The sequence below is a fragment of the Actibacterium mucosum KCTC 23349 genome (assembly GCF_000647975.1).
Lineage (GTDB): Bacteria > Pseudomonadota > Alphaproteobacteria > Rhodobacterales > Rhodobacteraceae > Actibacterium > Actibacterium mucosum.
The window spans coordinates 449,864-472,782 of the sequence record NZ_JFKE01000004.1; the positions used below are offsets into that span (position 1 = coordinate 449,864).

Consider the following 22,919-nt stretch of genomic DNA (forward strand, 5'->3'; position numbering starts at 1 on the left):
TTGCGGGGCCGACATACATGGGGTGTCATGGAAAACTACAGGCGTTACGCAATTTATTATGCTCCCGAGCCGGGCCCGCTGGCCACGTTCGGGGCCGAATGGCTGGGATGGGATGCTGTGGCCGGGGTTGAAACCGCGCAGTTGCAACCCGCAGGTCTGCCCGCACCGGCCGAAGAGATCACCGCAACCCCTCGAAAATACGGGTTTCACGGCACGATCAAACCGCCCTTCTTTCTGGCCGAGGGCAAGACGATTGACGGGTTGCACACCGAGATGCAAAATCTTGCCCGCGCCCTTGCGCCGGTCACGCTGGACGGGCTGGTGTTGTCGCGGCTGGGCCATTTTCTTGCATTGACGCCAAAAGGTTCGGTCACCGAGTTGGCCTTGTTGGCCAGCCACATCGTGCGCGAGCTGGACGAATTCCGCTCTCCGCCATCGCCCGACGAAGTGGCGCGCCGACGCCCCGCCTCGTTGTCGGACACACAACGTGCGTTGTTGGCACGCTGGGGCTATCCCTACGTGATGGAAGAATTCCGCTTTCACCTGACGCTGAGCGGCCGTTTGGAGGCCGACGACGTTGAACCGGTCGAGGCTGCTTTGCGTCCCGTTGTCGAGCCCATTCTGCCCGAACCATTCGTTGTTCGTGACCTGTGTCTGTTCGGCGAGGCCGACGATGGGCGGTTCCACCAATTGCACCGCTACGTCCTTTCCGGGTGAAACGCGGTCAGCAGGGCGTTCACGGCATCCTGCAGGTCTCCTGAATTGTCGATGGTGATCACCTTCAGGCCCTGCGGCAGGCCCGTATCGGCCCGGCGCAGACGGGCGGCAATATCTTCGGCGGTTTCGCGGCCACGCGCGGCAAGGCGTTCGGCCAGAACCTCAATCTTGGCAGTTATGTGCAAAACACGTAGCGACGGGTACCGTGCGGCGGCCTCGGCCAGTGCCGCGCGTGAACCGTTAAAGGCCACGTCGCGGTCTGCGGCCATGTCTTCTTCGATGCTTATCGGCACCCCATAACGCAGACCATGCGCGGCCCAATGCAGCGCAAAATCACCGGCGGCAAGGCGGCGGTCAAACTCGGTCTCACTCACCCCGTCGAAATCTTCGCCCCCTGCCGCTGCGGGCCGAGTGATCACGCGCCGCGCCATCACCAGACCCGGCAGATGCGGCGCCACGGCCTCCATCAGCGTGTCCTTACCCGCCCCTGATGGCCCCACAATGGCGTATAAGCGCCCCGGCATGGCCTCAGGCCGCCCTTGGCGTGAATTCGGTCACGTCCACTTCGCGGTCGCACACACGGTTGCGTGCAGCTTCGTCGTGGAAAATGCCGACAATCGCCGCTCCGCGCGCCTTGGCTTCCTCAATCAGGCTCAACACGACCTCTCGGTTGGTGGCGTCCAGACTGGCAGTTGGCTCGTCCAGCAAAAGCGCAGGATAGTCATAGGCAAAGCCGCGTGCGATGTTCACACGCTGCTGTTCGCCGCCCGAAAAGGTTGTCGGCGACAACCCCCACAACCGTTCCGGAATATTCAAACGCTTCAGCAACGCGCGCGCGCGGTCACGTGCCTGCTCCATGTCACTACCAACATTCAGCAAAGGCTCGGCAACCACGTCCAAGGTTGATACGCGCGGCACCACGCGCAAGAACTGGCTGACATATCCCAGCACCTCGCGCCGCAATTCCAAGATCTCACGTGGTTCGGCCTTGGCGACATCAACCCCGTTCACCAGAATCGATCCACCTTGTGCAAGGTAGTTGCCATAAATCATCCGCATCATGGTCGACTTGCCCGCGCCCGAGGCGCCAATCAGCGCAACACATTCGCCCGCTGCAACCGACAATTCGCCGCCAGCCATCACAGGGATCACAGCACTGCCCTGATTGTGCAGGGTAAAGGATTTTTCGAGGTCTCGAATTTCAATCATGGCTTCAACTTCGTCCAAATATACTTGGGGTGACCGGGGGCATGGCGCCTCCGGCGCTCAGACCTGCAGCACCGACGAGACCAGCAGCTGCGTATACGCGTGCTGCGGGTCGTCCAACACCTGATCGGTCAGGCCGGTTTCCACCACATGGCCCGATTTCATCACCATCAACCGGTCCGCCAACAGGCGCACAACGGCCAGATCGTGGGTCACGATAATGGCGCTCAGCCCCATCTGACGCACCAGGCCGCGCAGCAGGTCCAAGAGGCGCGCCTGAACCGAAACATCAAGGCCCCCGGTCGGCTCGTCCATGAACACAAGGCGCGGGCCCGTCACAAGGTTGCGGGCGATCTGCAACCGCTGCTGCATGCCGCCGGAAAAGGCGCTGGGGCGGTCATCCACCCGGTCCTCGGCGATCTCGACCCGGTCCAGCCAATCGACGGCCTTGCCGCGAATGTCGCCGTAGTGGCGCGCGCCCACGGCCATCAGCCGCTCGCCCACATTGCCGCCGGCGCTGACGCCCATGCGCAGCCCGTCGCGCGGGTTCTGGTGCACAAAGGCCCAGTCGGTGCGGCCGAGCATCCGGCGTTCCGGCTCGGACATCGACACGGTGTCCTTCATACCCTCGGCGCGGGTGTCGAACATCACCCGGCCGCCATCGGGCTCTAGTTGTCCGGCCAGACAGTTCAGCAGCGTCGACTTGCCCGAGCCACTTTCCCCTACGATCCCCATCACCTCGCCCGGATAAAGCGTGAACGACACATCGGCACAGCCGATCCGCCCGCCGTAGAACTTGTTTATGTTTTCGACTTTCAAAAGAGGTGTCATGCTGCGTTATCCTCCAAAGGCACACCCTGCAGGCCGACATGACCTTGGGCACGCCGCGTGGCGCAATAATCGGTGTCGGAACACACATACATCCGGGTGCCCTGATCATCGGTGATGACCTCGTCCAGATAGCTGTCGGACGCGCCGCAAAGCGCGCAGCTGTGATTGGCCTTGGTGGCTTCGAACGGGTGGTCCTCGAAATCGAGGCTGACCACGTCTGTATAGGGCGGCAGCGCATAGATGCGTTGTTCGCGCCCGGCGCCGAACAGCTGAATGGCGGCCATCTCCATCTTGGGGTTGTCGAATTTCGGGATCGGCGACGGGTCCATCACGTAACGCCCCTGCACCTTCACCGGATAGGCATAGGACGTGGCGATCTGACCGTGGCGCGCGATGTCTTCGTACAGCTTCACATGCATCAGCCCGTATTCCTCGAGGCTGTGCATCTTGCGCGTTTCGGTCTCGCGCGGCTCCAAAAACCGCAGCGGTTCCGGGATCGGCACCTGGTAGACAAGGATCTGCCCCTCGGCAAGCTCCGTCTCGGGGATGCGGTGGCGGGTCTGGATCAATGTGGCGTCGGTTGTATCCTCGGTTACAGCGACGTCTGCGGTGCGCTGAAAGAACTTGCGGATCGACACCGCGTTGGTGGTGTCATCGGCGCCCTGATCGATCACCTTCAGCCGGTCATCCGGCGTCAGGCACGCGGCCGAGACCTGTACCCCGCCTGTGCCCCAGCCATAGGGCATGGGCATCTCGCGGCTGGCAAAGGGTACCTGATAGCCGGGGATCGCCAAGCCTTTCAACAGCGCCCGGCGGATCATCCGCTTGGTCTGCTCGTCCAGATACGCAAAATTATATTGACCAGATTGCGTCATTTTCCCGCCCTATTCATCTGCCAAACACGTCCCAAGTTGCGTGAGGAGTGCATTCTATGGATCTGTTTTCCACCATTACTTTCGATCAACTCGCCTATTCGGCCCTTGCCGTTCTTCTGATCCGCGAAGCCATGGTCGTGCTGTTGCCCGCTCACCTTGTGGACTCCGGCGACAATTAAGCCCATCACTCGGCCGCCTCTCTGGCGGCTTTGGCCTCCATCGCTTCGGTCCGCAACTTCCGCACCAGCTCCAGCTCGGCCTGGAAATCCACGTAATGGGGCAGCTTGATATGCTCCAAAAACCCCGTGGCCTGAATGTTGTCGCAGTGGCTGAGCACAAACTCTTCGTCCTGCGCCGGAGCGCCGACATTGTCTTCGCCCAACTCTTCCACCCGCAACGCCCGGTCCACCAGCGCCATCGAGATCGCCTTGCGCTCCAGATGTCCGAAGGTCAGGCCATAGCCGCGGGTAAACTGCGGCGGTTCGGTCTTTGAGCCGGCAAACTGGTTCACCGTCTCGCATTCGGTCACGGTGATCTCGCCGATATCAATGGCAAAGCCCAGCTCGGGGATGTCCATTTCCACCGCCACCTGGCCGACGCGCAGTTCACCGACAAAGGCGTGGTTGCGGCCATAGCCGCGCTGCGTTGAATAGGCCATCGACAGCACAAAGCCCTCGTCGCCGCGTGTCAGCGATTGCAGGCGCAGCGGGCGGTTGGCCGGAAATTCCAGCGGCTCGCGCGTCAGGTCGGGCGGGGTATCTTCGCCGTCGGGCGTGTCCTCGGTCTGGATCAAGCCGTCGCGGTTCAGGATCGCGGTGATATGCGGCGTGGCAGCGTCGGGCGCTTCGGCGGTTGCGGCCTGAGGCAACTCGCCATCGGCGGCCAGTTTGAAATCCAGCAGACGGTGCGTGTAATCGAAGGTCGGGCCCAGAACCTGCCCGCCCGGCGCGTCCTTGAACGTGGCCGAGATCCGCCGGTCGCACCGCATGTCGCCGGTTTCAATCGGGCTTGAATGGCCAATGCGCGGCAGCGTCGTGCGATAGGCGCGGATCAGAAAAATCGCCTCGATCAGATCACCGCGCGATTGCTTGATCGCCAGCGCGGCCAGATCGGCGTCGTAAAGCGAGCCCTCGGCCATCACCCGGTTCACCGCCAGCGTCATCTGCTCGCGGATCTGCGCCACGCTCAGCTCGGCCACCGACGGGTCGCCTCGGCGTTCCTCGGCCAGCCAGTCGTGGGCGTTTTCAATGGCGCGCTCACCACCCTTGACAGCAACATACATCAGGCACCCTCCACCAGCGTTGTGCGCGGCAGGGCCGCAACCTGCGACCCGGCGCAAAAGAAGAAATCCAGACCCAGCGGGAACATGGATTGATTTGCCTGAAAGGCAGCTGTGTCCGGCAACTGGAACTGGCGCGTGTCCTTGATCCCCGGCCCGCGCAGGGTTGCACCAGAATTCGACAGCTCGGGCATCTCGATAATCAGTGTTGCGGAACGATCCGGATACTCGGGCTCGCCAATGGCAAAGCGCACCGTCGGTTGCAGGGCCGACCAACCACCAATTGCAAACATTGCCTTTTCTGCTGATACGATCGGAGCGCCCGTATGGAACGTGATCCAATCGCGAATATCCTGGTTGTCATGCGTCGGCGCCAGAAAGACCGGTGTTTCGCTATCTGCCAGCGTCAGCAACAGCGTGCCGGCAGCAACAGACATCGGCGCGGGCGGCTCTGCTCCGGACAGTTCGGCAATCTTGCCCGGCTCGGCCATAACCGTCAGCGCTGCACGAAAGGCATGGGCTGCATCGATTGGGGCATCTGTAAAACCACCGGTCAGCGACGTTTCCTGCATCGGTCAGTCCTCCCCTCGGGCCAAAGTGAAGAAGTCCACCTTCGTTGCCGCGGCTTTTGCCGCACGGGTGTTGCGCCGTGTTGTCATGTCGGCCGCAAGCGGCGTCAAAACACTTGCGCGTATGTCAGCAGCCCGCTCGGTCTGCAAAAGCGCATCCACCAACGCAACATTACGTGCGTGGTCCTTGTCCCGCCCTTGCACATAGGCATGACCCACAACACCGCTTTCTTCCAGTTTCAGAGTGCAGCGCGTGATCGTCATTTCACCCATGTTAAACGCTGCGCCGGTGCCACCTGCTCGGCCGCGCACCATGACACCGCCAATCTCGGGCGCACGCAGCCAGCTGAAACTGGGCGCCGCACCCAACGCGTCCACCAACGTTGAAAGTACGCCCTTGGGCGACTTGGCCAGAAGGCTCATCCATTCTTGTCGTGTGTCGATTTTGATCATCTAGACTTCTTGCCGATTTGTCGGTTTAACTATACAACTAGACAAATATTAGCGAATCCACCCTGAGTCGGACAAGCCCCCAGAACGTGAAACTTTGGTGACACATGGCCAACACACCGCTTTGGAAATCTATCGCGATGTCTTTGACCAGCGAGATTGCGAACGGGCATTACAAGCCGGGCGACCGGCTGCCGACCGAGGCAGAATTGTCACGGCGATTTCAGGTTAACCGCCACACGGTGCGCCGCGCATTGCAGGACATGAACGAAAGCGGGCTGGTGCATTCCCGGCGCGGCGCGGGCGTGTTTGTTGCCTCCACCCCCACCGACTACCCGCTGGGGCGTCGTGTGAGGTTTTCGCAGAATATCGCTCAAGCTGGGAAATCTTCCTGGCGCGAAATCTTGCTGCTGGAAAAGCGCGCGCCAAACCGGGCCGAGGCCGAAGCGCTGGAACTTGCAGAAGGAGACCTCGTGCATGTGGCAGAGACGTTGGCCATGCAGCAAGACACGCCAATTGCCTTGTCGCGGCACGTTTTTTCCGCTGAGCGCTTTCCGGATATCCTGCAAAATATCGAAGCAACGGGATCCATTACACAGGCACTTAAGCGCTCAGGTGTAGCAGATTATACCCGCGCCCATACGCGACTGACGGCAAAATCCGCCTCGGCGGCGCAAGCCACGCGCCTGCGCATCCGCGAGGGCGATCCGATTTTACGCACGACTGGCGTGAATATTGATTCTAAAAATCAACCTATAGAATATGGCCGCACTTGGTTTGTCGGCGACCGCATCAGCCTGATTGTTTCGCCAGAATAGGCATTTAAGGCCGAAACTGTCATAAACGCGATACAGAATAGCTTTATCCACAGCAAAAACCCGTATTCAGGTTTCGAGCAGAGCTATGGTTCAGTTTCTCAGCCCTTTGCGCTTTACAGGCGCAAAAATCCTTCGTGACGGCGCGCTTCAACAGCGCTCGCTGTCCGTGGCCGACGGCCGCATCACCAAGGGCCCCCTGCCCGAGGTAGATCTGTCCGGCTACCTGATCCTGCCCGGTATCATTGACCTGCACGGCGACGCATTCGAACGGCATGTCGCGCCGCGACCCACCGCTCCGTTTGACCTGAGCATCGGACTGACATCGACTGACCGCGACGCCGCGACAAACGGTGTTACAACCGCATGGCTGGCACAAAGCTGGTCCTGGGAAGGTGGACACCGTGGCCCGGACCACGCCGAGGCTGTTATGGGGGCGCTGGCCACCTATCGCAGGCATGCCCTGACAGATTTGCGTTTGCAGGTGCGATGCGAAACGCACCTTGTGGACAGCGGCCCGCGTTTGCTGGCGGCCATACGCCAACACGGAATCGACTATGTGGTGTTTAACAACCACTTGGACGAAGCGGTCGAACTGGCGCGCGAAAAACCCGAAAACCTGTACCTGTGGGCCAAGCAAGCTGGCCGCACGCCAGAAGAGCATATGGAGCTCGTCAACGCTGCCCATGCGCGCGCAGGTGATGTGCCACGTCACCTGTGCGATCTGGCCGAAAGCTTTGATACGCTGGGTGTCGTCTATGGCAGCCACGACGATCCTGATGGAGAAACGCGCGAGCGATACTCTATGATCGGGGCGCGAATTGCCGAGTTTCCGACCTCGCGTCGCGCCGCCGCCGCAGCCAAAGCAATGAACGATCCCGTTCTGATGGGCGCGCCCAACGTGGTACGTGGTGGCTCGCAATCGGGCAATGTGGCCGCGATTGACCTCATCTCGCAGGGTCTGTGTGACGCGTTGGTTTCCGACTACTACTATCCCGCCCTTTCGAACGCCGCCTGGTATCTGGTGGATCATGGTTATCTTGACCTGCCCAAAGCCTGGGCTCTGATCTCAGAAAAACCCGCCGAAATCCTGCGTCTGCCGGATCGCGGTCGCCTGGACTATGGCAAGCGGGCCGACCTTTGCGTGGTGAACGAGGAAACGCGTCAGATTGAAATGACAATCTCGGCCGGGCGGCTCAGCTTCCTTGCCGGCGAAGCCGCACATCGGTTTGCCGGACGGATCGCAACCTTGGAAATGGCTGCAGAATAACGCTTTTCCTCGCGCTCGTCACATGCCCGTTACCAAGGTGGGCTAGACAAATCACAAGGTTGTTGTGCCCCTGGGGGTGACCGGATATTTCAAAAGATCGGGGGATGGTTGCCATCCCCTTTTTTGATTCCCGCTTCAGCTTTCGTAGCGGCGCAAAAACTCTTCGGCAGGCAGGCTGCGGAATTCCGGCAGGGCAATGCGCAACTGATCATGCGACCAGTCCCACCAAGCAAGGTCAATCAAACGCTGGGCAATCTCACGCGGCTGCCGTTCGCGCATCGGTTTGGCGGGCAATCCCGTGACAATCGTGTAATCAGGGACGTCCTTTGTGACCACCGCACCGGCGGCCACAACGGCCCCGTGGCCGATAGTCACTTCGGGCCGGATGATGGCGCCGTGGCCGATCCAGGTGTCGTGGCCGATTGTGGTGCGGCGCGAACGGCGATGGTTAAAGAAGCTGTCATCGTGGTCAACATCGTCCCAGTAATCCGAGGACCGATACAGGAAATGGTGCAGCGACGCGGTGTGCAGCGGGTGATCGGTGGGGCCGATGCGGGTGAAGCTGGCGATATTGGCGAACTTGCCGATGGTGGTGTTGGCAATGTCGGCATATTGGTCGCAATAGCTGTAATCGCCAAACGCCGAATAGGCCACGCGCGCGCCTTTGCCGATCTCGACATAGGCACCGCAGGTGGTCTCGGTCAGGCTGACATCGGGGTGCAGAAACGGGGTTTCGGCCGACAGGCGGGGCATGGGTGGGGCTCCTTCGTCCGCCGAAGGGGTCAGCCTTCGGCGGAGATTTCTTCTAGAACGCGAAAGGGCTTAATGGCCCGATTCATCGCCTTTGATCAGGCGGCGGCGCAGCCAGCCCGACACCTGGTCCATCAGCATCACCATCAGCACGACCAGAACGATGTAATAGGTGACCTCTTCCCAGTCTTTCTGGGTGATGATGGCCTGCGTCAGCAACAGCCCGATACCACCGCCGGTAATGGCGCCGATGATCGTGGCCGAGCGGGTGTTGGATTCCAGGAAATACAGCACCTGGCTGAGCAGCACCGGCGTGATCTGCGGGATAACCCCAAAGCGGAAGCGCTGTGCGGGGCGCGCACCGGTCGACTGCAGACCTTCGATCTGCTTGTTGTCGACATTTTCCAGCGCCTCCGAGAACATCTTGCCGAAGGTGCCGGTGTCGGTGATCAGCATCGCCAGCGCGCCGGTCAGCGGCCCAAGGCCAAAGGCGCGGGTCAGGATGATCGTCCAGATCAGGCTGTCGACCCCGCGGATGAAGTCAAAGACGCGGCGGATGGCAAAGCGCACGGCCAGAACCTTGGCAAAGTTCTTGGCGGCCAGAACCGACAGCGGCAGCGCCACCACGGCGGCGCCGAACGTGCCAAGGAACGCCATCAGGATGGTCTCGAAAATCGCCCAGGCCACGTCTTTGTGCAGCCACATCGGGTTGTTCCAGAAATCGCTGAGGATCGCGCCGGCCTCGCCGCTGAAGGCTTTGCCCATCAGCGCGCCGAAACCCAGCCCGTGATAGGGGCTGTCGAGGGTGAAGAAGAACAGCTCCCACCCGGTGAAATAGCGGAAGACCTCGGTCTTGTTGCGGGTGACGGTCAGGCGGCCGGCCTCGGTCTCGATCGCCACGCGGTTCTTCGAGGCGTTGATCCAATTCGGCAGGCGGCCTTCGGGGAAGGTCGCGTTCACGCCCGACGACCGTTTCGGCGTCGCAGTGACAAGACCATAGCCGGGGATATCGTACGAGATCGTTTCGGGGCCGTAGATGACCACATGGCCATCGCCCAGCTCGATCACCGTTTCTTCGCCCAAACTCACCCATTCAGGCGCCGTGCCTTCGGGATAGCGGCCCTTTTTCTCGCCCTCGATGGCGACGCCAACCTCGCCGTTGCGGTTGTCACGGGTCACGTGCACCTTGTGGCTGTACATGTCGGTGACCAAGCTTTTCGCGTTCTGGGCACTGGCCTTTTCGACCAGAGCGGGCACGTCGAACGCAAAGAAGACATAGACCAGATAGGCCAGAACCAAGGCCGGCAGGCCGAAATTCCACATACGCTTGCGCAGGAACAATTTGTCGGCAGCGGTGTAATGTGCGCTGAGATCGGCCATCTTAGTGCCCCCCTGCCGACCCGTGGGTCAGCTTGTTGCGGAAGTGGCTGGACACCTGATCCACCACCACGATGGTGAGAAACAGCAGCAGGAAAATCGCGCCGGCTTCGTCAAACTTGCCCTGCCCCCAGCTGATGGCGTTTTTCAGCTCGTAGCCCAGACCGCCAGCACCCACAAAGCCCAGAATGGCCGAGGCGCGGATGTTGATCTCGAACCGCAGCAAGGCATAGCTCAGCCAGTTCGGCGCGACCTGCGGCACCACGCCCAGCATCATGCGTTGCGTCCAGTTGGCGCCAACCGACGACAACCCGTCCACCGGTTTCAGGTCGGCGTTTTCGTTAACCTCGGAAAACAGTTTGCCCAGCGCACCGGTGGTGTGAAAGGCAATCGCGATCATCGCCGGAACCGGGCCACCGCCCAGCACAAAGATCAGGATCAGCGCAATCACGATCTCGGGGATCGCGCGCATGATGTCCATGACACGGCGGAAAAAGAAGATCATGCGCGGCCAGCGTGCCAAGCCGCGGGTCGACAGCAGCGACAGCATAATCGCCAGCAAAGCGCCGATCAGCGTCGATACGCCGGCAATGTTGATCGTCTCGACCAGCGCCGGAAAGAATGTCTTGAAATGCGCGGGCAGCTCGGCGGCTTTCTCCGCGGCCTCGCCCACCACTTCGGAAGGGTAGTCAAAAAAGTTCTTCAGCCCGCCCCAGAAGGATCCGCCATTGCGGTCCGCGGCCAAGTTGAAGCCGGACACCATGACCAGCACAAAGACCAGCAGGGTCACCCCGGAATAAAGCTGCCGTTGGCGCAGTTGCGCCATATAGCCCTGTTGGACCTGGCCCACAGAAGGTGGGTTTGCCCCTGTCGATTGGGTGATATCTGCCATTTTACTGCCCGGAAAATAAGAAACGCGGGCCCCTGAGCGGGACCCGCGCAAAATCAGCGAAGCTTAGTTCGACTTTGCTTTACGTGCTTCGATAACCGAAACGTAAGCGTCGTGGGTGATCGGGTCGAAGCCCAGCGATTCACCAGCAGCAACGCCATAGGCGCAATCGGCGTCGGCTTCGTGCAGGCCGTCAACCAGGGCGATCATTTTCTCTTTTACGTCAGCCGGCAGCGACTTACGCAGAACGATCGGACCTTCGGGGATCGGCTTCGACTTCCAGATCTGAACCAGGTCGTTCATGTCAACCAGGCCAGCGTCAACAGCGCGACGCAGAGCGCCCGAGTTGTAGCCGTCTTCCCAGTCACCCTGACCGTCGGCCCAGGTTACGCCGCCGTCGATGTCACCGTTGTTTACAGCAACGATGGTCTGCTCGTGGCCACCGGTGAATTTAACTTCACCAAAGTAGTCACCCGATTCCATGGTGATGCCGTCTTTGTACTGCGGGATCTCGATCGAGGGGATCAGGTAGCCCGAGGTCGAGTTGGGGTCGCCAAAGCCGAACACTTTGCCGGCCATTGCGTCGATCGAGTCGATGCCGCTGTCTTTGCGGGCAAAACCGATCGAGTGGTAGCCATACGAACCGTCCAGGTTGATCTTAACCAGTACCGGCTCAACAGCGTCGGGGTTCTGCAGGAAGGTCGCAGCATAGGACGACGCGCCCAGCCATGCCATGTCCAGCGTGCCGCCAACCAGGCCTTGGATAACACCGGCATAGTCGGCCGGAGCGAACAGCTTGGTTTCAACACCCAGCGTTTCTTCGGTGTAAGCGCGCAGGCACTCGTTGTTGTTCAGACGGTCCTGAGCGTTTTCGCCGCCCAGCAGACCGATGCGGAACTCGGTGATGGCGTGGCCGTCGGCAAATGCCGGGGCGGCCAGTGCAGTGGTTGCCAGTGCGGCAGCGATCAATTTTTTCATCGTCTCTCTCTCCAGGTTGGTTATGGCCCCGGAGATTTCTCCCCCCGAGGCTGATGAAAACTCGTGGGGTCAGGCGGGCACGCCTTCCAGCGCGTCGATCGAGGTGGACGTTGCCGCCTCGGAGAACGACGCGTCGGCACCGTAGATGTCGCGTGCTGCGCCGGTTGTCAGCTGATCGGGCGTGCCGTCAAACACGATGCGCCCGTCGCGCATGCCGATCACCCGGTCGCAATAGCGCCGCGCGGTGTCCAACGTGTGCAGGTTGGCGATGACCATGCGGCCGTCTTCCTCGTGGATACGGCGCAGCGCATCCATCACCACCTGCGCGTTCATCGGGTCCAGCGAGGCAATCGGCTCGTCCGCCAGAATGATCTTGGGGTCCTGCATCAGGGCGCGGGCAATCGCGACGCGCTGCTGCTGACCGCCCGACAGGGCTTCGGCCCGCTTCGGCGCCTGCTCGGCGATGCCAAGCCGATCGAGGATCTCGATGGCCATGTGAATGTCTGACTGCGGGAACAGGTTGAACATCGTCGCAACAGTCGAACGCTTGTTCAGCGTGCCGTGCAGAACGTTCGACACCACGTCCATGCGCGGGACAAGGTTGAACTGCTGAAAGATCATCGCGCAGTCCGACTGCCACGCGCGCTTGGCCGCGCCCTTCAGCTGCAAGATATCGCGACCATCAAACTTCAGAACACCAGATGTGGCATCGGTCAGACGGTTCATCATACGCAGGAATGTCGATTTGCCGGCACCCGACCGACCGATGATCCCGATCATTGCCGGTCTTTCGACGGTGAAGGTGGCACTGTCCACCGCATTATTTTGCCCGAAGGTTTTCGTGACGTTCTCGACGCTCAGCAGCATTTGATCCCCATCTCGCAGTCAAATGGCGGATATCGGGTGGCTGCGACGAGTTTGTTGCAGTTTATTGAAGCTTTTGTAACGCCGCGCAGCAGCGGAACCAAAATACCACCGTGCATTTCCGGGTGAAATCTGCATGCTGCTGGGCAAAGCTATTTTGGGGATTTCATGGGCAAATCAACTCCAAATCCGACCGATGCGCGTGCCTTTCGCGACGCGCTTGGCCGCTATGCCACCGGGGTTACCGTGGTGACAACGTTTACCAAGAACGGGCCCTTGGCCATGACCGCCAACAGCTTTGCTTCGGTCTCCATGGATCCGCCTCTGGTGCTTTGGTCCCCCGCCAAAAGCAGCAGCCGCCATGATGATTTTGCCGAGGCTGCGCATTTCTGCATCCACGTGCTGGCGGAATGCCAATCCGAACTTGCAGCACGGTTTGCTCGCGACGGGCGAGATTTCCCACGGGATGCTATACAACCCGGCGACGCGCCAGCCCCCGTTCTGCGAAACTGCAGCGCCCGGTTCGAGTGTATCCGGCACGCCGTGTATCCGGGTGGCGACCATTCGATTATCCTGGGTCGTGTAGAGCGATTGGATGCGTCAACCATGCCACCATTGGTCTTTTTGGGCGGCCGATATGGGTGCTTTGCCTGAGATTCGCTCGACGATTTTCGCGCCAGGGCGGATAAGATTTTCTTCATCCAAACCGATTTGGATGCGGGTTTACTTCGGCGAACTGGCCCGTTCGCGCTGTTTCGCTCAAAAATGACGCGAAAATTTCGATTTTGGACCGGTTGGCCAAAAATTATCGCCAATTTCCACCATGAAGCTTGCGAAATTTTGAACTGTGCCTATAGGCTGAGTGCGGGAGAAATGCTTTCCGGCGCATGTTAGCGCCCCAAATGGGATGCCGTATCGCGGTTTTTGGGGCCAAAATGCCGGCAGAATGGACACAAAGTCTATACGGGCGAAACTGCGGTTTCGACGCGCGGAGAAGTATTGCCTTCCAAAACGACAGTTGGAGGACAAAATGACCATTCAAATCCGCTCGGCCACGTCGCGTCTGCTGCTTGGCAGCGCCGTTGCCCTTGCCCTGGGCGCCGGCGCCGTTTCGGCCGACACCATCCGCTTCTGGACCACCGAAGAACAGCCCGAACGCCTGGCCAAACAGCAAGAGATGGCCGCGCAGTTCCAGGCCGCCACCGGTACCGAGGTCGAAGTGATCCCGGTCACCGAAAGCGATCTGGGGACACGCGCCACCGCCGCCTTTGCCGCCGGCGACCTGCCCGACGTGATCTATCATTCGCTGCAATACGCCCTGCCCTGGGCCGAAGCCGGCATTCTGGACACCGAAGCGGCCACCGAAGTGGTTGAAGAGCTAGGCGAAGGCACTTTTGCACCTGGCGCCGTTGCCATGGCGGCCTTTGACGACGGTGTCGCCTCGGTACCGGTTGATGGCTGGACGCAGATGGTTGTCTATCGCAAAGACCTCTTTGATGCCGAAGGTTTGGCGGCCCCCACGACCTATGCCGCGGTGGAAGCGGCCCTAGCCAAACTGCACAACCCGCCAGAGATGTACGGCTTTGTTGCCGCCACCAAGATCGACGAGAACTTCATGAGCCAGGTTCTGGAACATGTGTTCCTGGCCAATGGTGTGTCGCCGGTTGGTGCCGATGGCTTCAAACCGCTGGAAGTCGGCCCAACCACCGAAGTTCTGGACTTCTACAAAGCCGTTGCAAAAGCGTCGCCTCCGGGTGAGCTGTACTGGAAGCAATCGCGCGAGCTGTATTTTGCCGGCAAGGCCGCTATGATCATCTGGTCGCCCTTCATTCTGGACGAACTGGCCGGTCTGCGCGACAGTGCCCCGCCCACCATCAACGATGACCCGACCAGCCGCGACCTTGCGGCCGCCACGGGTATCGTGACCAACTTTGCCGGCCCGTCGAACGCGGATGGCGCTGCATGGGGTGACGTGCGTTACTTTGGCATCACGTCGGATGCCGACACCGACGCGGCGATCGATTTCGTCAAGTTCTCGATGGACGAAGGCTATACCCAGACCCTGTCGATCGCGCCCGAGGGCAAGTTCCCGGTCCGCAAAGGCACCGCGGATGACGCCGACAAGTTCACCGAAGCCTGGTCGAAGCTGGACGTGGGTGTGGACCGCAAGGCGCCGCTGAGCGAGCTTTATGCGCCCGAGATGATCGGCGAGATCGTCGGTGGTCTGGACGTGGCCCAGCGCTGGGGCGTTGCCGAGGGGCAGCTGTCGCTGGCCTCGAAGATCATCAACGCGCAGGTGATCAACAAGCTGGTGCGCGAGTATATCGACGGGGCCCGTGATGCGGCCGCTACCGTCGAAGCGCTGAACGAAGAGCTTGCCAAGATCAACTGATTGAGCAGCCGTTCAACTCAGTGATGGCCGGGGCGGTCCCTTCATCGCCCCGGCACTTTTGGCCCACGGAGCCCAAGAATGACCAATCCCATGCCGCCCAAAGGAACCGGCCCGCTCGCAAAACGCGAGGCTCGGCTGGCCTGGGGGATGCTGCTGCCCACCATCACGATTGTGTCTCTGGTGGTCATCCTGCCCCTGCTTTCGATTTTCTGGATCAGCTTCAAGCCGGTTGAACTGGCCGACCTTCGTGCCCCGACCCCGGTGGTACGCGAAGCGTTGCGCGGTCGTCCAAAGGTGGATGGCGACGCGGCCACGATCCGGTACCGGATACGCAACTCCAGCCAAGAACGCCCGATCACCGGGATTACTTTGGCCGACACGTTACCACCGGACCTGACAATCAACACGGTTGACGAACGTTGTACGTTAACGAGGCTGGACCTGTTTTGTGACCTGGGCGACTTTGAAGGCGGTCGCCGCGATGACGTGCTAATCGACGTCACGGTGACCCAAGCCTTTTTGGATGCCGACCCCGATCTGGGTGACACAGAGGCCGTTCTGACCGGCAGGTCGCAATCCATCCTTACCAGCGGCACCTTTACCCTGAAGAATTTCGCACGGATCTTCGACAGCTCCGAGTTCTTCGACGTGCTCTACGCCACGTTGTTTTATACCGTGGTCGGCACAATCGGCGCACTTGTGGTTGGGTTGTTCGCCGCCATGTTGCTGAACAAAAGCTTTGCCGGTCAGGGCATTTTGCGGGGGCTTTACCTTTTCCCCTATGTTGCGCCGGTGATTGCCGTGGCCTTCACCTGGGTCACGCTGTTTGATCCGTTCTCGGGCTCGGCCAATGCGTTGTTGATCCAGATGGGCGTGTCCGACGGCCCGATCAACTTTTTTGGCCAACGCCCGCAGGCGCTGATCATGGTGACGGTGTTCGAGATCTGGCGTTATTTCCCGCTGTCCTTCCTGTTCATCCTTGCCCGCATGCAGTCGATCGACACCGATATGTACGAGGCGGCCGACATGGACGGCGCCTCGCCCTTCCAGAAATTCTGGTACCTGTCGCTGCCGCAGCTTTTGGGCATTCTCAGCGTGCTGTTTCTGCTGCGCTTTATCTGGACGTTCAACAAGTTCGACGACATCTTCCTGCTGACCGGCGGCAATGCGGGCACGCGAGTGTTGACGGTCGACGTTTATGACCAGGCCTTTGCGATTTCGAATATCGGGGCGGGCGCGGCCGTGGCGGTGGTGATCTTTTGCTGCTTGCTCGGCTTCTCGGTCCTGTTCTTCAAGTATATCAGTCGGGAGGAAGGGCTGTGAGCGTATTGCGATACGGATATGTAACCGCGCCGGCCCTCGGCGCCTTGTGGGCCTTTGTGATGGCAGTGACGGTGGCGGTGTCGCTGTCCTTTGCCACGGGGCTGCCGGTGCGCCCGGTCTTTCTGGGTTCGGTGGTTCTGGGGGTGGTTGTGGCGCTGGTACAGGTTTACCTGGCCAACCGTTTGGCCAGCATTGGTGCTGGGATCGTCTTGGCGGTGTTGCTGTCCCTCGTAGGGCTTGGGGCGATCACCGGCGATGGTCCGGTTTTGCTGGGCGCCATTTTGACAGGGCTTGTGACAGGATGGCCCATGACACTGATCCTGAAAGACATCCCCGCCGCGGCCTTGACTCGGCACGAGTTTGAAGAGGCCGTAATCCGCTTTTTGACCGGGTTCGGTTACATCTTCTTCACCGCCATCGTGATCATCCCGTTCTATGTGATGGTGATGACCAGCCTGAAATCGCAACAGGCACTGCTGCAAAACCCGCTGGATTTCTCGATCCAGCTATCCAAGGGCGCCGATCTGTTCCGGTCATATTTCGAGCTGTTCGCCGATTTCAACTTTGGCACCTACCTGTGGACATCCTTCATGGTCTCGGTCCTGACCGTGGCCATCACGCTGGCCTTTTCGGTACCGGGCGCTTACGCGGTGGCACGGCTGCGGTTCAAGGGGCGGGCTGCATTTTCGCGGTCGATCCTGCTGATCTACATGGTGCCGATGATCGTTCTGGCCCTGCCGATCTACATCGCCTTTTCGATGACCGGCCTGCGCAACACCATTTTTGGCATCGTGCTGATCTATCCGGTCACCACGATCCCGGTGGCTTTGTACATGTTACAGGGCTATTTCCGCGGCCTTCCGGGCGAGGTGGAAGAGGCCGGCCTGATGGATGGTCTCAGCCGCCTTGCGGTGATCTGGAAGATCACCCTGCCGCTGTCGCTGCCGGCCATGGCCTCGGTATCGCTTTATGTCTTCATGATCGCCTGGAACGAGTTCCTGTTGGCCTTCATGCTGCTGGACGACCCGTCGAAGTTTACCCTGACGCGCGGGGTGGCGATGTTGAACTCGTCCGAGATCCCGCGTCAGCACCTGATGGCGGGCGCGGTGATCGCCACATTGCCGATCATGGTGCTGTTCCTGGGGCTGGAGCGGTTCATGACCAAGGGCCTGACGGCGGGGTCGGTGAAGGGATGAGCGATCTGGATGCCCAGGCCCGCGACATCCTGCGCGGCAATGACAAGGGGGGCTATACCGTGCCCACGCACGGGCTTTACCCCTATCAATGGAACTGGGACAGCGTGTTCGCGGCCTGGGGCTTTGCGGTGGATGACCTGCCGCGCGCCTGGGCCGAGATCGAGACGCTGCTGGCCGGGCAATGGGACAATGGCATGGTGCCGCATATCCTGTTCCACCAGGTGGATCCCAGCTATTTCCCCGGCCCCGACGTGTGGCAGGGCACCGGGCCGGTGCCGTCTTCGGGGATCTCGCAGCCGCCGATTGCCGCGACATTTGTGCGCCAGATCGCGGCGCTGGACGCCGCGAATGGGGCGGCGAAGATGCGGGCGCTTTTCCCTGCGTTGCTGAAATGGCACCGCTGGTTTTACCAATGGCGGTCCGAAGATGGCGCGATTGTCGTCACCCACCCGTGGGAGACCGGCCGTGATAACTCGCCGGATTGGGATCCGCCCTTTGCCGCGATCGACCCGGTGGGGATCGACACCTATCAACGGCGCGATACCGGCCATGTGAACCAGGACGAACGGCCCCGGAAATACGAATACGACCGGTACCTTTACCTGGTCAAACTGGGCGCCGACAGCGGCTGGGACGAGCGCTATTTGCGGCAGGTCACCCCCTTTCGCGTGGCCGACCCCACGATGAGTTTCACCCTGCTGCGCGCCAATCGCGACCTGTTGGCCATGGCCGCCGAACTGGGCGAGCCAACCGACGAGATTGCCACCTGGATTGCCGCGCAAGAGGCCGGCGCGCAGACCTTGTGGAACCCCGACATCGCCGCCTACGATACATGCGACCTTCGCAGCGGTGCGTTTGGCGGCGGAGTGTCAAGCGCGGCATTCTTGTGTTGGTACGCGGGCATCCATGACGACCGGATGCTGGGCCATCTGGAGCGGATCATGTCTGCGGAAACCTATGGCATTGCCTCATATGACCCAGATCATGCGGCCTATGAGCCCAAGCGGTATTGGCGCGGACCGGTCTGGGCGATGATGAACATGTTGATCGCCATGGGCCTGCACGAAGCCGGGCACACAGCGCATGCAGATGCTATCCGTGCGAACACCGCCCGGATGATCACCGAAAATGGCTTTGCCGAATATTTTGATCCGCGCGATGGCGCCCCGGCCGGCGGCCGCTCGTTCACATGGACGGCGGCGGTCTGGCTGGGCTGGGCCTCGCCAACAACAGGGAGGGACCGATGGGCAGCATCGATCTGAAATCCGTAGAGAAATGGTATGGCGAGGTGCAGGTGATCAAGGGGATCGACCTGCAGATCGAAGATGGCGAGTTCATCATCTTCGTTGGCCCGTCGGGCTGCGGCAAGTCGACCCTTTTGCGGATGATCGGCGGGTTAGAGGAAACCTCGCGCGGGGCGATTGTAATCGATGGCAAGGATGTCACCGCGCAACCTCCGGCCAAGCGCGGGCTGACGATGGTGTTTCAAAGCTATGCGCTTTATCCCCACATGTCGGTGCGCGACAATATGGGGTTCTCGCTGAAAACCGCCGGCGCGCCCGAGGCCGAGATCCGCGAGAAGGTGGATGCCGCCGCCAAGGTGCTGAAGCTGGAACCGTTCCTCGAACGCCGCCCCAAGGCCCTGTCGGGCGGCCAGCGTCAGCGCGTGGCCATTGGCCGGTCGATCGTGCGCGACCCCACCGCGTTCCTGTTTGACGAGCCGCTGTCGAACCTCGACGCGGCGCTGCGCGTCGAGATGCGGTACGAGATCGCCAAGCTGCACCAGTCGCTGGAAACCACGATGATCTATGTGACCCATGACCAGGTCGAGGCGATGACGCTGGCTGACCGGATTGTGGTGCTGGATGGCGGCCACATCGCGCAGGTTGGCTCGCCGCGCGAGCTGTATCAGAACCCCGCCAACCTGTTCGTGGCGCAGTTCATCGGCTCGCCCAAGATGAACGTGATGCCCTGCGGGGCTGAAGGTGCGAATTTCACGCTGGATGGCGGCCGCGGCGGTGCGCATGGCAAATCCGGTACACCGACGCAGCTTGGTATCCGGCCCGAACACATTGCCCTGACCGCGCCGGGCAGCGGCAATATCGACGGCACGGTGGACGTGGTGGAGTATCTGGGTGCCGACACCTTTCTGATTGTCGACTGCGCCGCACAAGGCCAGATCACCGTGCGCCTGACCGGCGACAAACCGCACGAGCCGGGTGAAAAGATCGGGCTGCAATTTGCACCCGAGCATCTGCATTTCTTCGGGGGTGACGGTCAGGCGCTTTAGGCGTCAGACCAGCCCCCAAAGGTCAGCCTCGGCGAACCAACTTTGGTCGCCGAGGGCACTCGCGACCGCGTCGCGTCCGGCAATCACTTCGATTACCTCGATCCCGACCGCAGTGATGCCCAGTGCTGCAAGCTCGCCCATCGACACGCTGTCCCCCACAAGGGCTGCCGTGGCCTCGTCCAGCACAAGGTACAGCGTATCGGTGCCGTCACCGCCGATGAACAGATCGCTGTCGGTGCCTGTTCCGCCGATAAGGCTGTTTTGTTGAAAGACAAAAATGTCATCATCTGCGCCACCAAAGGCCAGATCGCTGCCCAGCCCATCGATGATCACATCCTCGCCATCTTGTCCGGCCAGCACATCGTTGCCGCTGCCACCCGACACAATGTCGTTCCCGTTGCCGGCATAGACCTCGTCATCGCCGGACCCGGCGGCCAACAGGTCGTTCCCGTTCAGCCCAACAAGCTCGTCCTCACCCGAACCTCCAAACAATGTGTCGGCCAGACCGCTGCCAAAGATCAGGTCGCTGCCACCAAGACCAAAGGCCAGCGTGCTGCCGCTGGCCACCACGAACGAGCCCAGATCGTCGCCCTGGACCACAGTGTCAACTTGGCCCTGAACCTCTAAGAATTTGGCCATCACTCCATGCAGGGCGGTTGACGGATGGATGTCGTCGTAAAACGCCACCTGATCGGCGTCGAATTCGTCCAGAATTGCACCATCTTCGGCCGTCAGCTCGGCCGTCAACGGGGCAAGGAAACCAAAGCTTTCAGGATCGTCCTGCAAGGCCTGCACCAACGGGTCCAAACTGATCAGCTCAACCGCGCCTCCGAATGCAGGCACCCAGTTTTCAAGGATCGTATTGTGGATTGAAAAGACCAGCTCGGCCAGGAACAGCTCGTTCGGTGCCAGCCCACTGGACGAAGGAAAGAACGAAGCAGGCGGAAGGGCGATGATCTGTACCGCGCCCACGCCGGCCTGAATCAGTTCATTTGCCGCCGACAGGATGGCACCCGTGGTGGCCGACAGACGTGCCAGCACTTCCGGCAGCGCAGAGGCAGGGTTCGACGGGTCGATCCCGGAATAGTCGTTCCCCCCCGCCAACAAGACCGCTGTAAAGTCGTTCAGAGGCAGATGCCCCTGGTCGGCCACAAACCGATCCACCTGCGCGCCAATATTGATGTCGAAATCCAGTGCCGGGTCGGTGATCGGTACCAAAAGATCATCTTCAAATCCGGAACTGATCACCAGATCTTCAATTGTCAGCGTTCCCGCCGCCTCGGCCCCGGCGATGGCATAGTTGAACACCGTGTCGGGCGCCAGAAGGTCAGCAAGGTATTCAGCAAAGACTTCGCCGTCGCTGACGCTTTGCGTCGGGCCCGCAATCGCGTCGCGCAGGTCGTCAGATATCAATCCGGCGCCCAAAGCAAAAAGATTGCCGGGATCGGACAAACTGTCCCCAAAGAACACAAGGGACGACGATCCGGGGGAAATAGGCATGATAACTCCTGACGCTACACGCGCTGCAGTTTGCCCACGACAAGGTGACAATGCAACGACGCGCCGCGATTTACTCGGGACCCGCCGCGCCTATACTGCGCAAAAAGAACGGGAGATTTGCGATGAAAGACGGTCACGGCCCTTCGCTGGCCAGCTTTAGCTGGGACGATCCGCTATTGTTGGACAGCCAACTGACCGAAGACGAGCGGATGCTGCGCGATGCTGCGCACGCCTATGCGCAGGACAAGCTGCAACCGCGTGTAACCCAAGCCTATCGCGACGAGGCGACCGACCCTGCCATTTTCGCCGAAATGGGCGAAATGGGCCTGTTGGGCGCCACCATCCCCGAGGAATTTGGCGGCCTTGGCGCGGGATACGTGGCCTATGGGCTGATCGCGCGCGAGGTGGAGCGGGTTGATAGCGGCTATCGGTCGATGATGTCAGTGCAAAGCTCGTTGGTGATGTACCCGATCCACGCCTACGGCAGCGACGACCAGCGGCGCAAATACCTGCCCGATCTGGCATCGGGCCGCAAGATCGGCTGCTTTGGGCTGACGGAACCCGACGCGGGCTCGGACCCTGCCGGGATGAAGACCACGGCGCGCGAGACGGCAGATGGCTATGTGTTGAACGGAGCCAAGATGTGGATCACCAACGCCCCCATCGCTGATATCTTCGTGGTCTGGGCCAAGTCCGAGGCCCATGGCGGCAAGATCCGCGGTTTTGTGCTGGAAAAAGGCACCCCGGGCCTGAGCGCGCCCAAGATCGAGGGTAAGCTGAGCCTGCGCGCCTCGGTCACCGGCGAAATCGTAATGCGCGAGGTGGCGGTGGGCAAAGACGCGCTGTTGCCGGGGGTTGAGGGGCTGAAAGGCCCGTTTGGCTGCCTGAACCGGGCGAGGTACGGCATTGCCTGGGGCAGCATGGGCGCGGCCGAGTTCTGCTGGCACGCGGCCCGCCAATACGGCTTGGACCGGCATCAATTTGGCCGCCCGCTGGCGCAGACGCAGCTGTTTCAGAAAAAGCTGGCCGACATGCAGACCGAGATCACGCTGGGCCTGCACGCCGCGTTGCAGGTGGGCCGGATGATGGAGGATGGCCGCGCCGCGCCCGAAATGATCAGCCTGATCAAACGCAACAATTGCGGCAAGGCGCTGGAGGTGGCCCGCGCCGCGCGTGACATGCATGGCGGCAATGGCATTTCAGACGAGTTTCAGATCATGCGCCACATGTGCAACCTGGAAACGGTGAACACCTACGAGGGCACCCATGACGTCCACGCCCTTATCCTTGGCCGGGCGCAAACAGGCCTGCAAGCCTTTGCCTGAACTAAGAAAAGGCCCCGCATTCT

Annotated in this window: 24 protein-coding genes; 11 read left to right on the top strand and 13 right to left on the bottom strand. The window is 60.9% G+C overall.

Annotated features, from left to right (window positions below; translation table 11 throughout):
• Window positions 1-27 precede the first annotated feature (27 nt).
• A complete protein-coding gene (locus ACMU_RS11485; RefSeq protein WP_035259560.1) occupies window positions 28-717 on the top strand; it encodes a DUF1045 domain-containing protein in 690 nt (229 codons plus the stop codon).
• Here ACMU_RS11485 and phnN read toward each other — a convergent pair.
• From phnN to ACMU_RS11505, 4 genes are read right to left on the bottom strand one after another with little or no spacing between them, the layout of a single operon-like run.
• Window positions 699-1,241, bottom strand: a complete 543-nt coding sequence (phnN, locus tag ACMU_RS11490; RefSeq protein WP_035259561.1) for a phosphonate metabolism protein/1,5-bisphosphokinase (PRPP-forming) PhnN — start codon at window positions 1,239-1,241, stop codon at window positions 699-701. The genes ACMU_RS11485 and phnN overlap by 19 nt on opposite strands.
• Before the next feature lie 4 nt (window positions 1,242-1,245).
• The gene (gene phnL / locus ACMU_RS11495; protein WP_035259563.1) at window positions 1,246-1,926 is read right to left on the bottom strand and encodes a phosphonate C-P lyase system protein PhnL; all 681 of its coding nucleotides are present in this window, start codon (window positions 1,924-1,926) and stop codon (window positions 1,246-1,248) included.
• Between the two features lie 57 nt (window positions 1,927-1,983).
• Window positions 1,984-2,754 (bottom strand): phosphonate C-P lyase system protein PhnK, encoded by a 771-nt coding sequence (gene phnK / locus ACMU_RS11500; protein ID WP_035259564.1) that lies wholly within the window; start codon window positions 2,752-2,754, stop codon window positions 1,984-1,986.
• Window positions 2,751-3,629, bottom strand: coding sequence for an alpha-D-ribose 1-methylphosphonate 5-phosphate C-P-lyase PhnJ (locus ACMU_RS11505; protein ID WP_035259566.1), 879 nt, complete (start codon window positions 3,627-3,629; stop codon window positions 2,751-2,753). Before ACMU_RS11505 ends, phnK begins: the two co-directional genes overlap by 4 nt.
• 56 nt (window positions 3,630-3,685) lie before the next feature.
• On the opposite strand from ACMU_RS11505, the gene ACMU_RS19885 reads away from it, so the two are divergent.
• Window positions 3,686-3,808, top strand: coding sequence for a hypothetical protein (locus ACMU_RS19885; RefSeq protein WP_268870868.1), 123 nt, complete (start codon window positions 3,686-3,688; stop codon window positions 3,806-3,808).
• A 5-nt stretch (window positions 3,809-3,813) separates the two neighbouring features.
• Here ACMU_RS19885 and ACMU_RS11510 read toward each other — a convergent pair whose 3' ends face one another.
• The 3 genes from ACMU_RS11510 to phnG are packed head-to-tail and all read right to left on the bottom strand — an operon-like array spanning window position 3,814 to window position 5,930.
• The gene (locus tag ACMU_RS11510) at window positions 3,814-4,911 is read right to left on the bottom strand and encodes a carbon-phosphorus lyase complex subunit PhnI (protein WP_035259568.1); all 1,098 of its coding nucleotides are present in this window, start codon (window positions 4,909-4,911) and stop codon (window positions 3,814-3,816) included.
• Window positions 4,911-5,480 carry a phosphonate C-P lyase system protein PhnH gene (gene phnH, locus ACMU_RS11515; protein ID WP_035259569.1) on the bottom strand — a complete coding sequence of 190 codons (570 nt, stop codon included), beginning with the start codon at window positions 5,478-5,480 and terminating at the stop codon, window positions 4,911-4,913. Before phnH ends, ACMU_RS11510 begins: the two co-directional genes overlap by 1 nt.
• 3 nt (window positions 5,481-5,483) lie before the next feature.
• Complete coding sequence (gene phnG / locus ACMU_RS11520; protein ID WP_035259570.1) at window positions 5,484-5,930, bottom strand: phosphonate C-P lyase system protein PhnG; 447 nt, start codon at window positions 5,928-5,930, stop codon at window positions 5,484-5,486.
• Between the two features lie 104 nt (window positions 5,931-6,034).
• Here phnG and phnF point away from each other — a divergent pair, with 104 nt between their 5' ends.
• Both phnF and ACMU_RS11530 read left to right on the top strand, forming a co-directional pair.
• On the top strand, window positions 6,035-6,745 hold the full coding sequence (gene phnF, locus ACMU_RS11525) for a phosphonate metabolism transcriptional regulator PhnF (RefSeq protein ID WP_035259572.1): 711 nt from the start codon (window positions 6,035-6,037) through the stop codon (window positions 6,743-6,745).
• Window positions 6,746-6,830: 85 nt separating this feature from the next.
• Window positions 6,831-8,012 carry an alpha-D-ribose 1-methylphosphonate 5-triphosphate diphosphatase gene (locus tag ACMU_RS11530; RefSeq protein ID WP_035259574.1) on the top strand — a complete coding sequence of 394 codons (1,182 nt, stop codon included), beginning with the start codon at window positions 6,831-6,833 and terminating at the stop codon, window positions 8,010-8,012.
• A gap of 135 nt (window positions 8,013-8,147) precedes the next feature.
• On the opposite strand, the gene ACMU_RS11535 is transcribed toward ACMU_RS11530, so the two are convergent.
• The 5 genes from ACMU_RS11535 to phnC all read right to left on the bottom strand — a co-directional run bounded on the left by ACMU_RS11535 (window position 8,148) and on the right by phnC (window position 12,873).
• The gene (locus ACMU_RS11535) at window positions 8,148-8,765 is read right to left on the bottom strand and encodes an LbetaH domain-containing protein (RefSeq protein WP_035259575.1); all 618 of its coding nucleotides are present in this window, start codon (window positions 8,763-8,765) and stop codon (window positions 8,148-8,150) included.
• 69 nt (window positions 8,766-8,834) lie between these two features.
• Window positions 8,835-10,142: a phosphonate ABC transporter, permease protein PhnE gene (gene phnE, locus ACMU_RS11540; protein WP_035259576.1), complete on the bottom strand. Its 1,308-nt coding sequence runs from the start codon at window positions 10,140-10,142 to the stop codon at window positions 8,835-8,837.
• 1 nt (window position 10,143) lies between these two features.
• Window positions 10,144-11,031 (bottom strand): phosphonate ABC transporter, permease protein PhnE, encoded by an 888-nt coding sequence (gene phnE, locus ACMU_RS11545; protein WP_035259578.1) that lies wholly within the window; start codon window positions 11,029-11,031, stop codon window positions 10,144-10,146.
• 63 nt (window positions 11,032-11,094) lie between these two features.
• A complete protein-coding gene (gene phnD, locus ACMU_RS11550; RefSeq protein WP_035259579.1) occupies window positions 11,095-12,006 on the bottom strand; it encodes a phosphonate ABC transporter substrate-binding protein in 912 nt (303 codons plus the stop codon).
• A gap of 69 nt (window positions 12,007-12,075) precedes the next feature.
• The gene (gene phnC, locus ACMU_RS11555; RefSeq protein ID WP_407636995.1) at window positions 12,076-12,873 is read right to left on the bottom strand and encodes a phosphonate ABC transporter ATP-binding protein; all 798 of its coding nucleotides are present in this window, start codon (window positions 12,871-12,873) and stop codon (window positions 12,076-12,078) included.
• 165 nt (window positions 12,874-13,038) lie between these two features.
• Here phnC and ACMU_RS11560 point away from each other — a divergent pair, with 165 nt between their 5' ends.
• The 6 genes from ACMU_RS11560 (at window position 13,039) to ACMU_RS11585 (ending at window position 20,071) form a co-directional block, all read left to right on the top strand.
• Window positions 13,039-13,524, top strand: coding sequence for a flavin reductase family protein (locus tag ACMU_RS11560; RefSeq protein WP_035259580.1), 486 nt, complete (start codon window positions 13,039-13,041; stop codon window positions 13,522-13,524).
• A gap of 376 nt (window positions 13,525-13,900) precedes the next feature.
• On the top strand, window positions 13,901-15,262 hold the full coding sequence (locus tag ACMU_RS11565) for an ABC transporter substrate-binding protein (RefSeq protein WP_035259851.1): 1,362 nt from the start codon (window positions 13,901-13,903) through the stop codon (window positions 15,260-15,262).
• A 78-nt stretch (window positions 15,263-15,340) separates the two neighbouring features.
• Window positions 15,341-16,585 carry a carbohydrate ABC transporter permease gene (locus ACMU_RS11570; protein ID WP_035259582.1) on the top strand — a complete coding sequence of 415 codons (1,245 nt, stop codon included), beginning with the start codon at window positions 15,341-15,343 and terminating at the stop codon, window positions 16,583-16,585.
• Window positions 16,582-17,781, top strand: a complete 1,200-nt coding sequence (locus ACMU_RS11575; RefSeq protein ID WP_035259583.1) for a carbohydrate ABC transporter permease — start codon at window positions 16,582-16,584, stop codon at window positions 17,779-17,781. Before ACMU_RS11570 ends, ACMU_RS11575 begins: the two co-directional genes overlap by 4 nt.
• Entirely contained in the window at window positions 17,778-19,043 is a 1,266-nt protein-coding gene (locus ACMU_RS11580; RefSeq protein WP_035259584.1) for an MGH1-like glycoside hydrolase domain-containing protein, read from the top strand. Before ACMU_RS11575 ends, ACMU_RS11580 begins: the two co-directional genes overlap by 4 nt.
• Entirely contained in the window at window positions 19,025-20,071 is a 1,047-nt protein-coding gene (locus ACMU_RS11585; protein ID WP_035259854.1) for an ABC transporter ATP-binding protein, read from the top strand. The genes ACMU_RS11580 and ACMU_RS11585 overlap by 19 nt, the downstream gene beginning before the upstream one ends.
• 3 nt (window positions 20,072-20,074) lie before the next feature.
• Here ACMU_RS11585 and ACMU_RS18820 read toward each other — a convergent pair whose 3' ends face one another.
• A complete protein-coding gene (locus ACMU_RS18820) occupies window positions 20,075-21,571 on the bottom strand; it encodes an SGNH/GDSL hydrolase family protein (RefSeq protein ID WP_152544594.1) in 1,497 nt (498 codons plus the stop codon).
• Between the two features lie 122 nt (window positions 21,572-21,693).
• Here ACMU_RS18820 and ACMU_RS11595 point away from each other — a divergent pair, with 122 nt between their 5' ends.
• Window positions 21,694-22,896 (top strand): acyl-CoA dehydrogenase, encoded by a 1,203-nt coding sequence (locus ACMU_RS11595; protein WP_035259585.1) that lies wholly within the window; start codon window positions 21,694-21,696, stop codon window positions 22,894-22,896.
• Window positions 22,897-22,919 lie beyond the last annotated feature (23 nt).

Excerpts from the sequence above, each read along its gene's own strand:
- ACMU_RS11485 (WP_035259560.1), top strand. The coding sequence starts at position 28 with ATGGAAAACTACAGGCGTTACGCAATTTATTATGCTCCCGAGCCGGGC.
- phnN (WP_035259561.1), bottom strand. The coding sequence starts at position 1,241 with ATGCCGGGGCGCTTATACGCCATTGTGGGGCCATCAGGGGCGGGTAAG.
- phnL (WP_035259563.1), bottom strand. The coding sequence starts at position 1,926 with ATGATTGAAATTCGAGACCTCGAAAAATCCTTTACCCTGCACAATCAG.
- phnK (WP_035259564.1), bottom strand. The coding sequence starts at position 2,754 with ATGACACCTCTTTTGAAAGTCGAAAACATAAACAAGTTCTACGGCGGG.
- ACMU_RS11505 (WP_035259566.1), bottom strand. The coding sequence starts at position 3,629 with ATGACGCAATCTGGTCAATATAATTTTGCGTATCTGGACGAGCAGACC.
- ACMU_RS19885 (WP_268870868.1), top strand. The coding sequence starts at position 3,686 with ATGGATCTGTTTTCCACCATTACTTTCGATCAACTCGCCTATTCGGCC.
- ACMU_RS11510 (WP_035259568.1), bottom strand. The coding sequence starts at position 4,911 with ATGTATGTTGCTGTCAAGGGTGGTGAGCGCGCCATTGAAAACGCCCAC.
- phnH (WP_035259569.1), bottom strand. The coding sequence starts at position 5,480 with ATGCAGGAAACGTCGCTGACCGGTGGTTTTACAGATGCCCCAATCGAT.
- phnG (WP_035259570.1), bottom strand. The coding sequence starts at position 5,930 with ATGATCAAAATCGACACACGACAAGAATGGATGAGCCTTCTGGCCAAG.
- phnF (WP_035259572.1), top strand. The coding sequence starts at position 6,035 with ATGGCCAACACACCGCTTTGGAAATCTATCGCGATGTCTTTGACCAGC.
- ACMU_RS11530 (WP_035259574.1), top strand. The coding sequence starts at position 6,831 with ATGGTTCAGTTTCTCAGCCCTTTGCGCTTTACAGGCGCAAAAATCCTT.
- ACMU_RS11535 (WP_035259575.1), bottom strand. The coding sequence starts at position 8,765 with ATGCCCCGCCTGTCGGCCGAAACCCCGTTTCTGCACCCCGATGTCAGC.
- phnE (WP_035259576.1), bottom strand. The coding sequence starts at position 10,142 with ATGGCCGATCTCAGCGCACATTACACCGCTGCCGACAAATTGTTCCTG.
- phnE (WP_035259578.1), bottom strand. The coding sequence starts at position 11,031 with ATGGCAGATATCACCCAATCGACAGGGGCAAACCCACCTTCTGTGGGC.
- phnD (WP_035259579.1), bottom strand. The coding sequence starts at position 12,006 with ATGAAAAAATTGATCGCTGCCGCACTGGCAACCACTGCACTGGCCGCC.
- phnC (WP_407636995.1), bottom strand. The coding sequence starts at position 12,873 with ATGCTGCTGAGCGTCGAGAACGTCACGAAAACCTTCGGGCAAAATAAT.
- ACMU_RS11560 (WP_035259580.1), top strand. The coding sequence starts at position 13,039 with ATGGGCAAATCAACTCCAAATCCGACCGATGCGCGTGCCTTTCGCGAC.
- ACMU_RS11565 (WP_035259851.1), top strand. The coding sequence starts at position 13,901 with ATGACCATTCAAATCCGCTCGGCCACGTCGCGTCTGCTGCTTGGCAGC.
- ACMU_RS11570 (WP_035259582.1), top strand. The coding sequence starts at position 15,341 with ATGACCAATCCCATGCCGCCCAAAGGAACCGGCCCGCTCGCAAAACGC.
- ACMU_RS11580 (WP_035259584.1), top strand. The coding sequence starts at position 17,778 with ATGAGCGATCTGGATGCCCAGGCCCGCGACATCCTGCGCGGCAATGAC.
- ACMU_RS11585 (WP_035259854.1), top strand. The coding sequence starts at position 19,025 with ATGGGCAGCATCGATCTGAAATCCGTAGAGAAATGGTATGGCGAGGTG.
- ACMU_RS18820 (WP_152544594.1), bottom strand. The coding sequence starts at position 21,571 with ATGCCTATTTCCCCCGGATCGTCGTCCCTTGTGTTCTTTGGGGACAGT.
- ACMU_RS11595 (WP_035259585.1), top strand. The coding sequence starts at position 21,694 with ATGAAAGACGGTCACGGCCCTTCGCTGGCCAGCTTTAGCTGGGACGAT.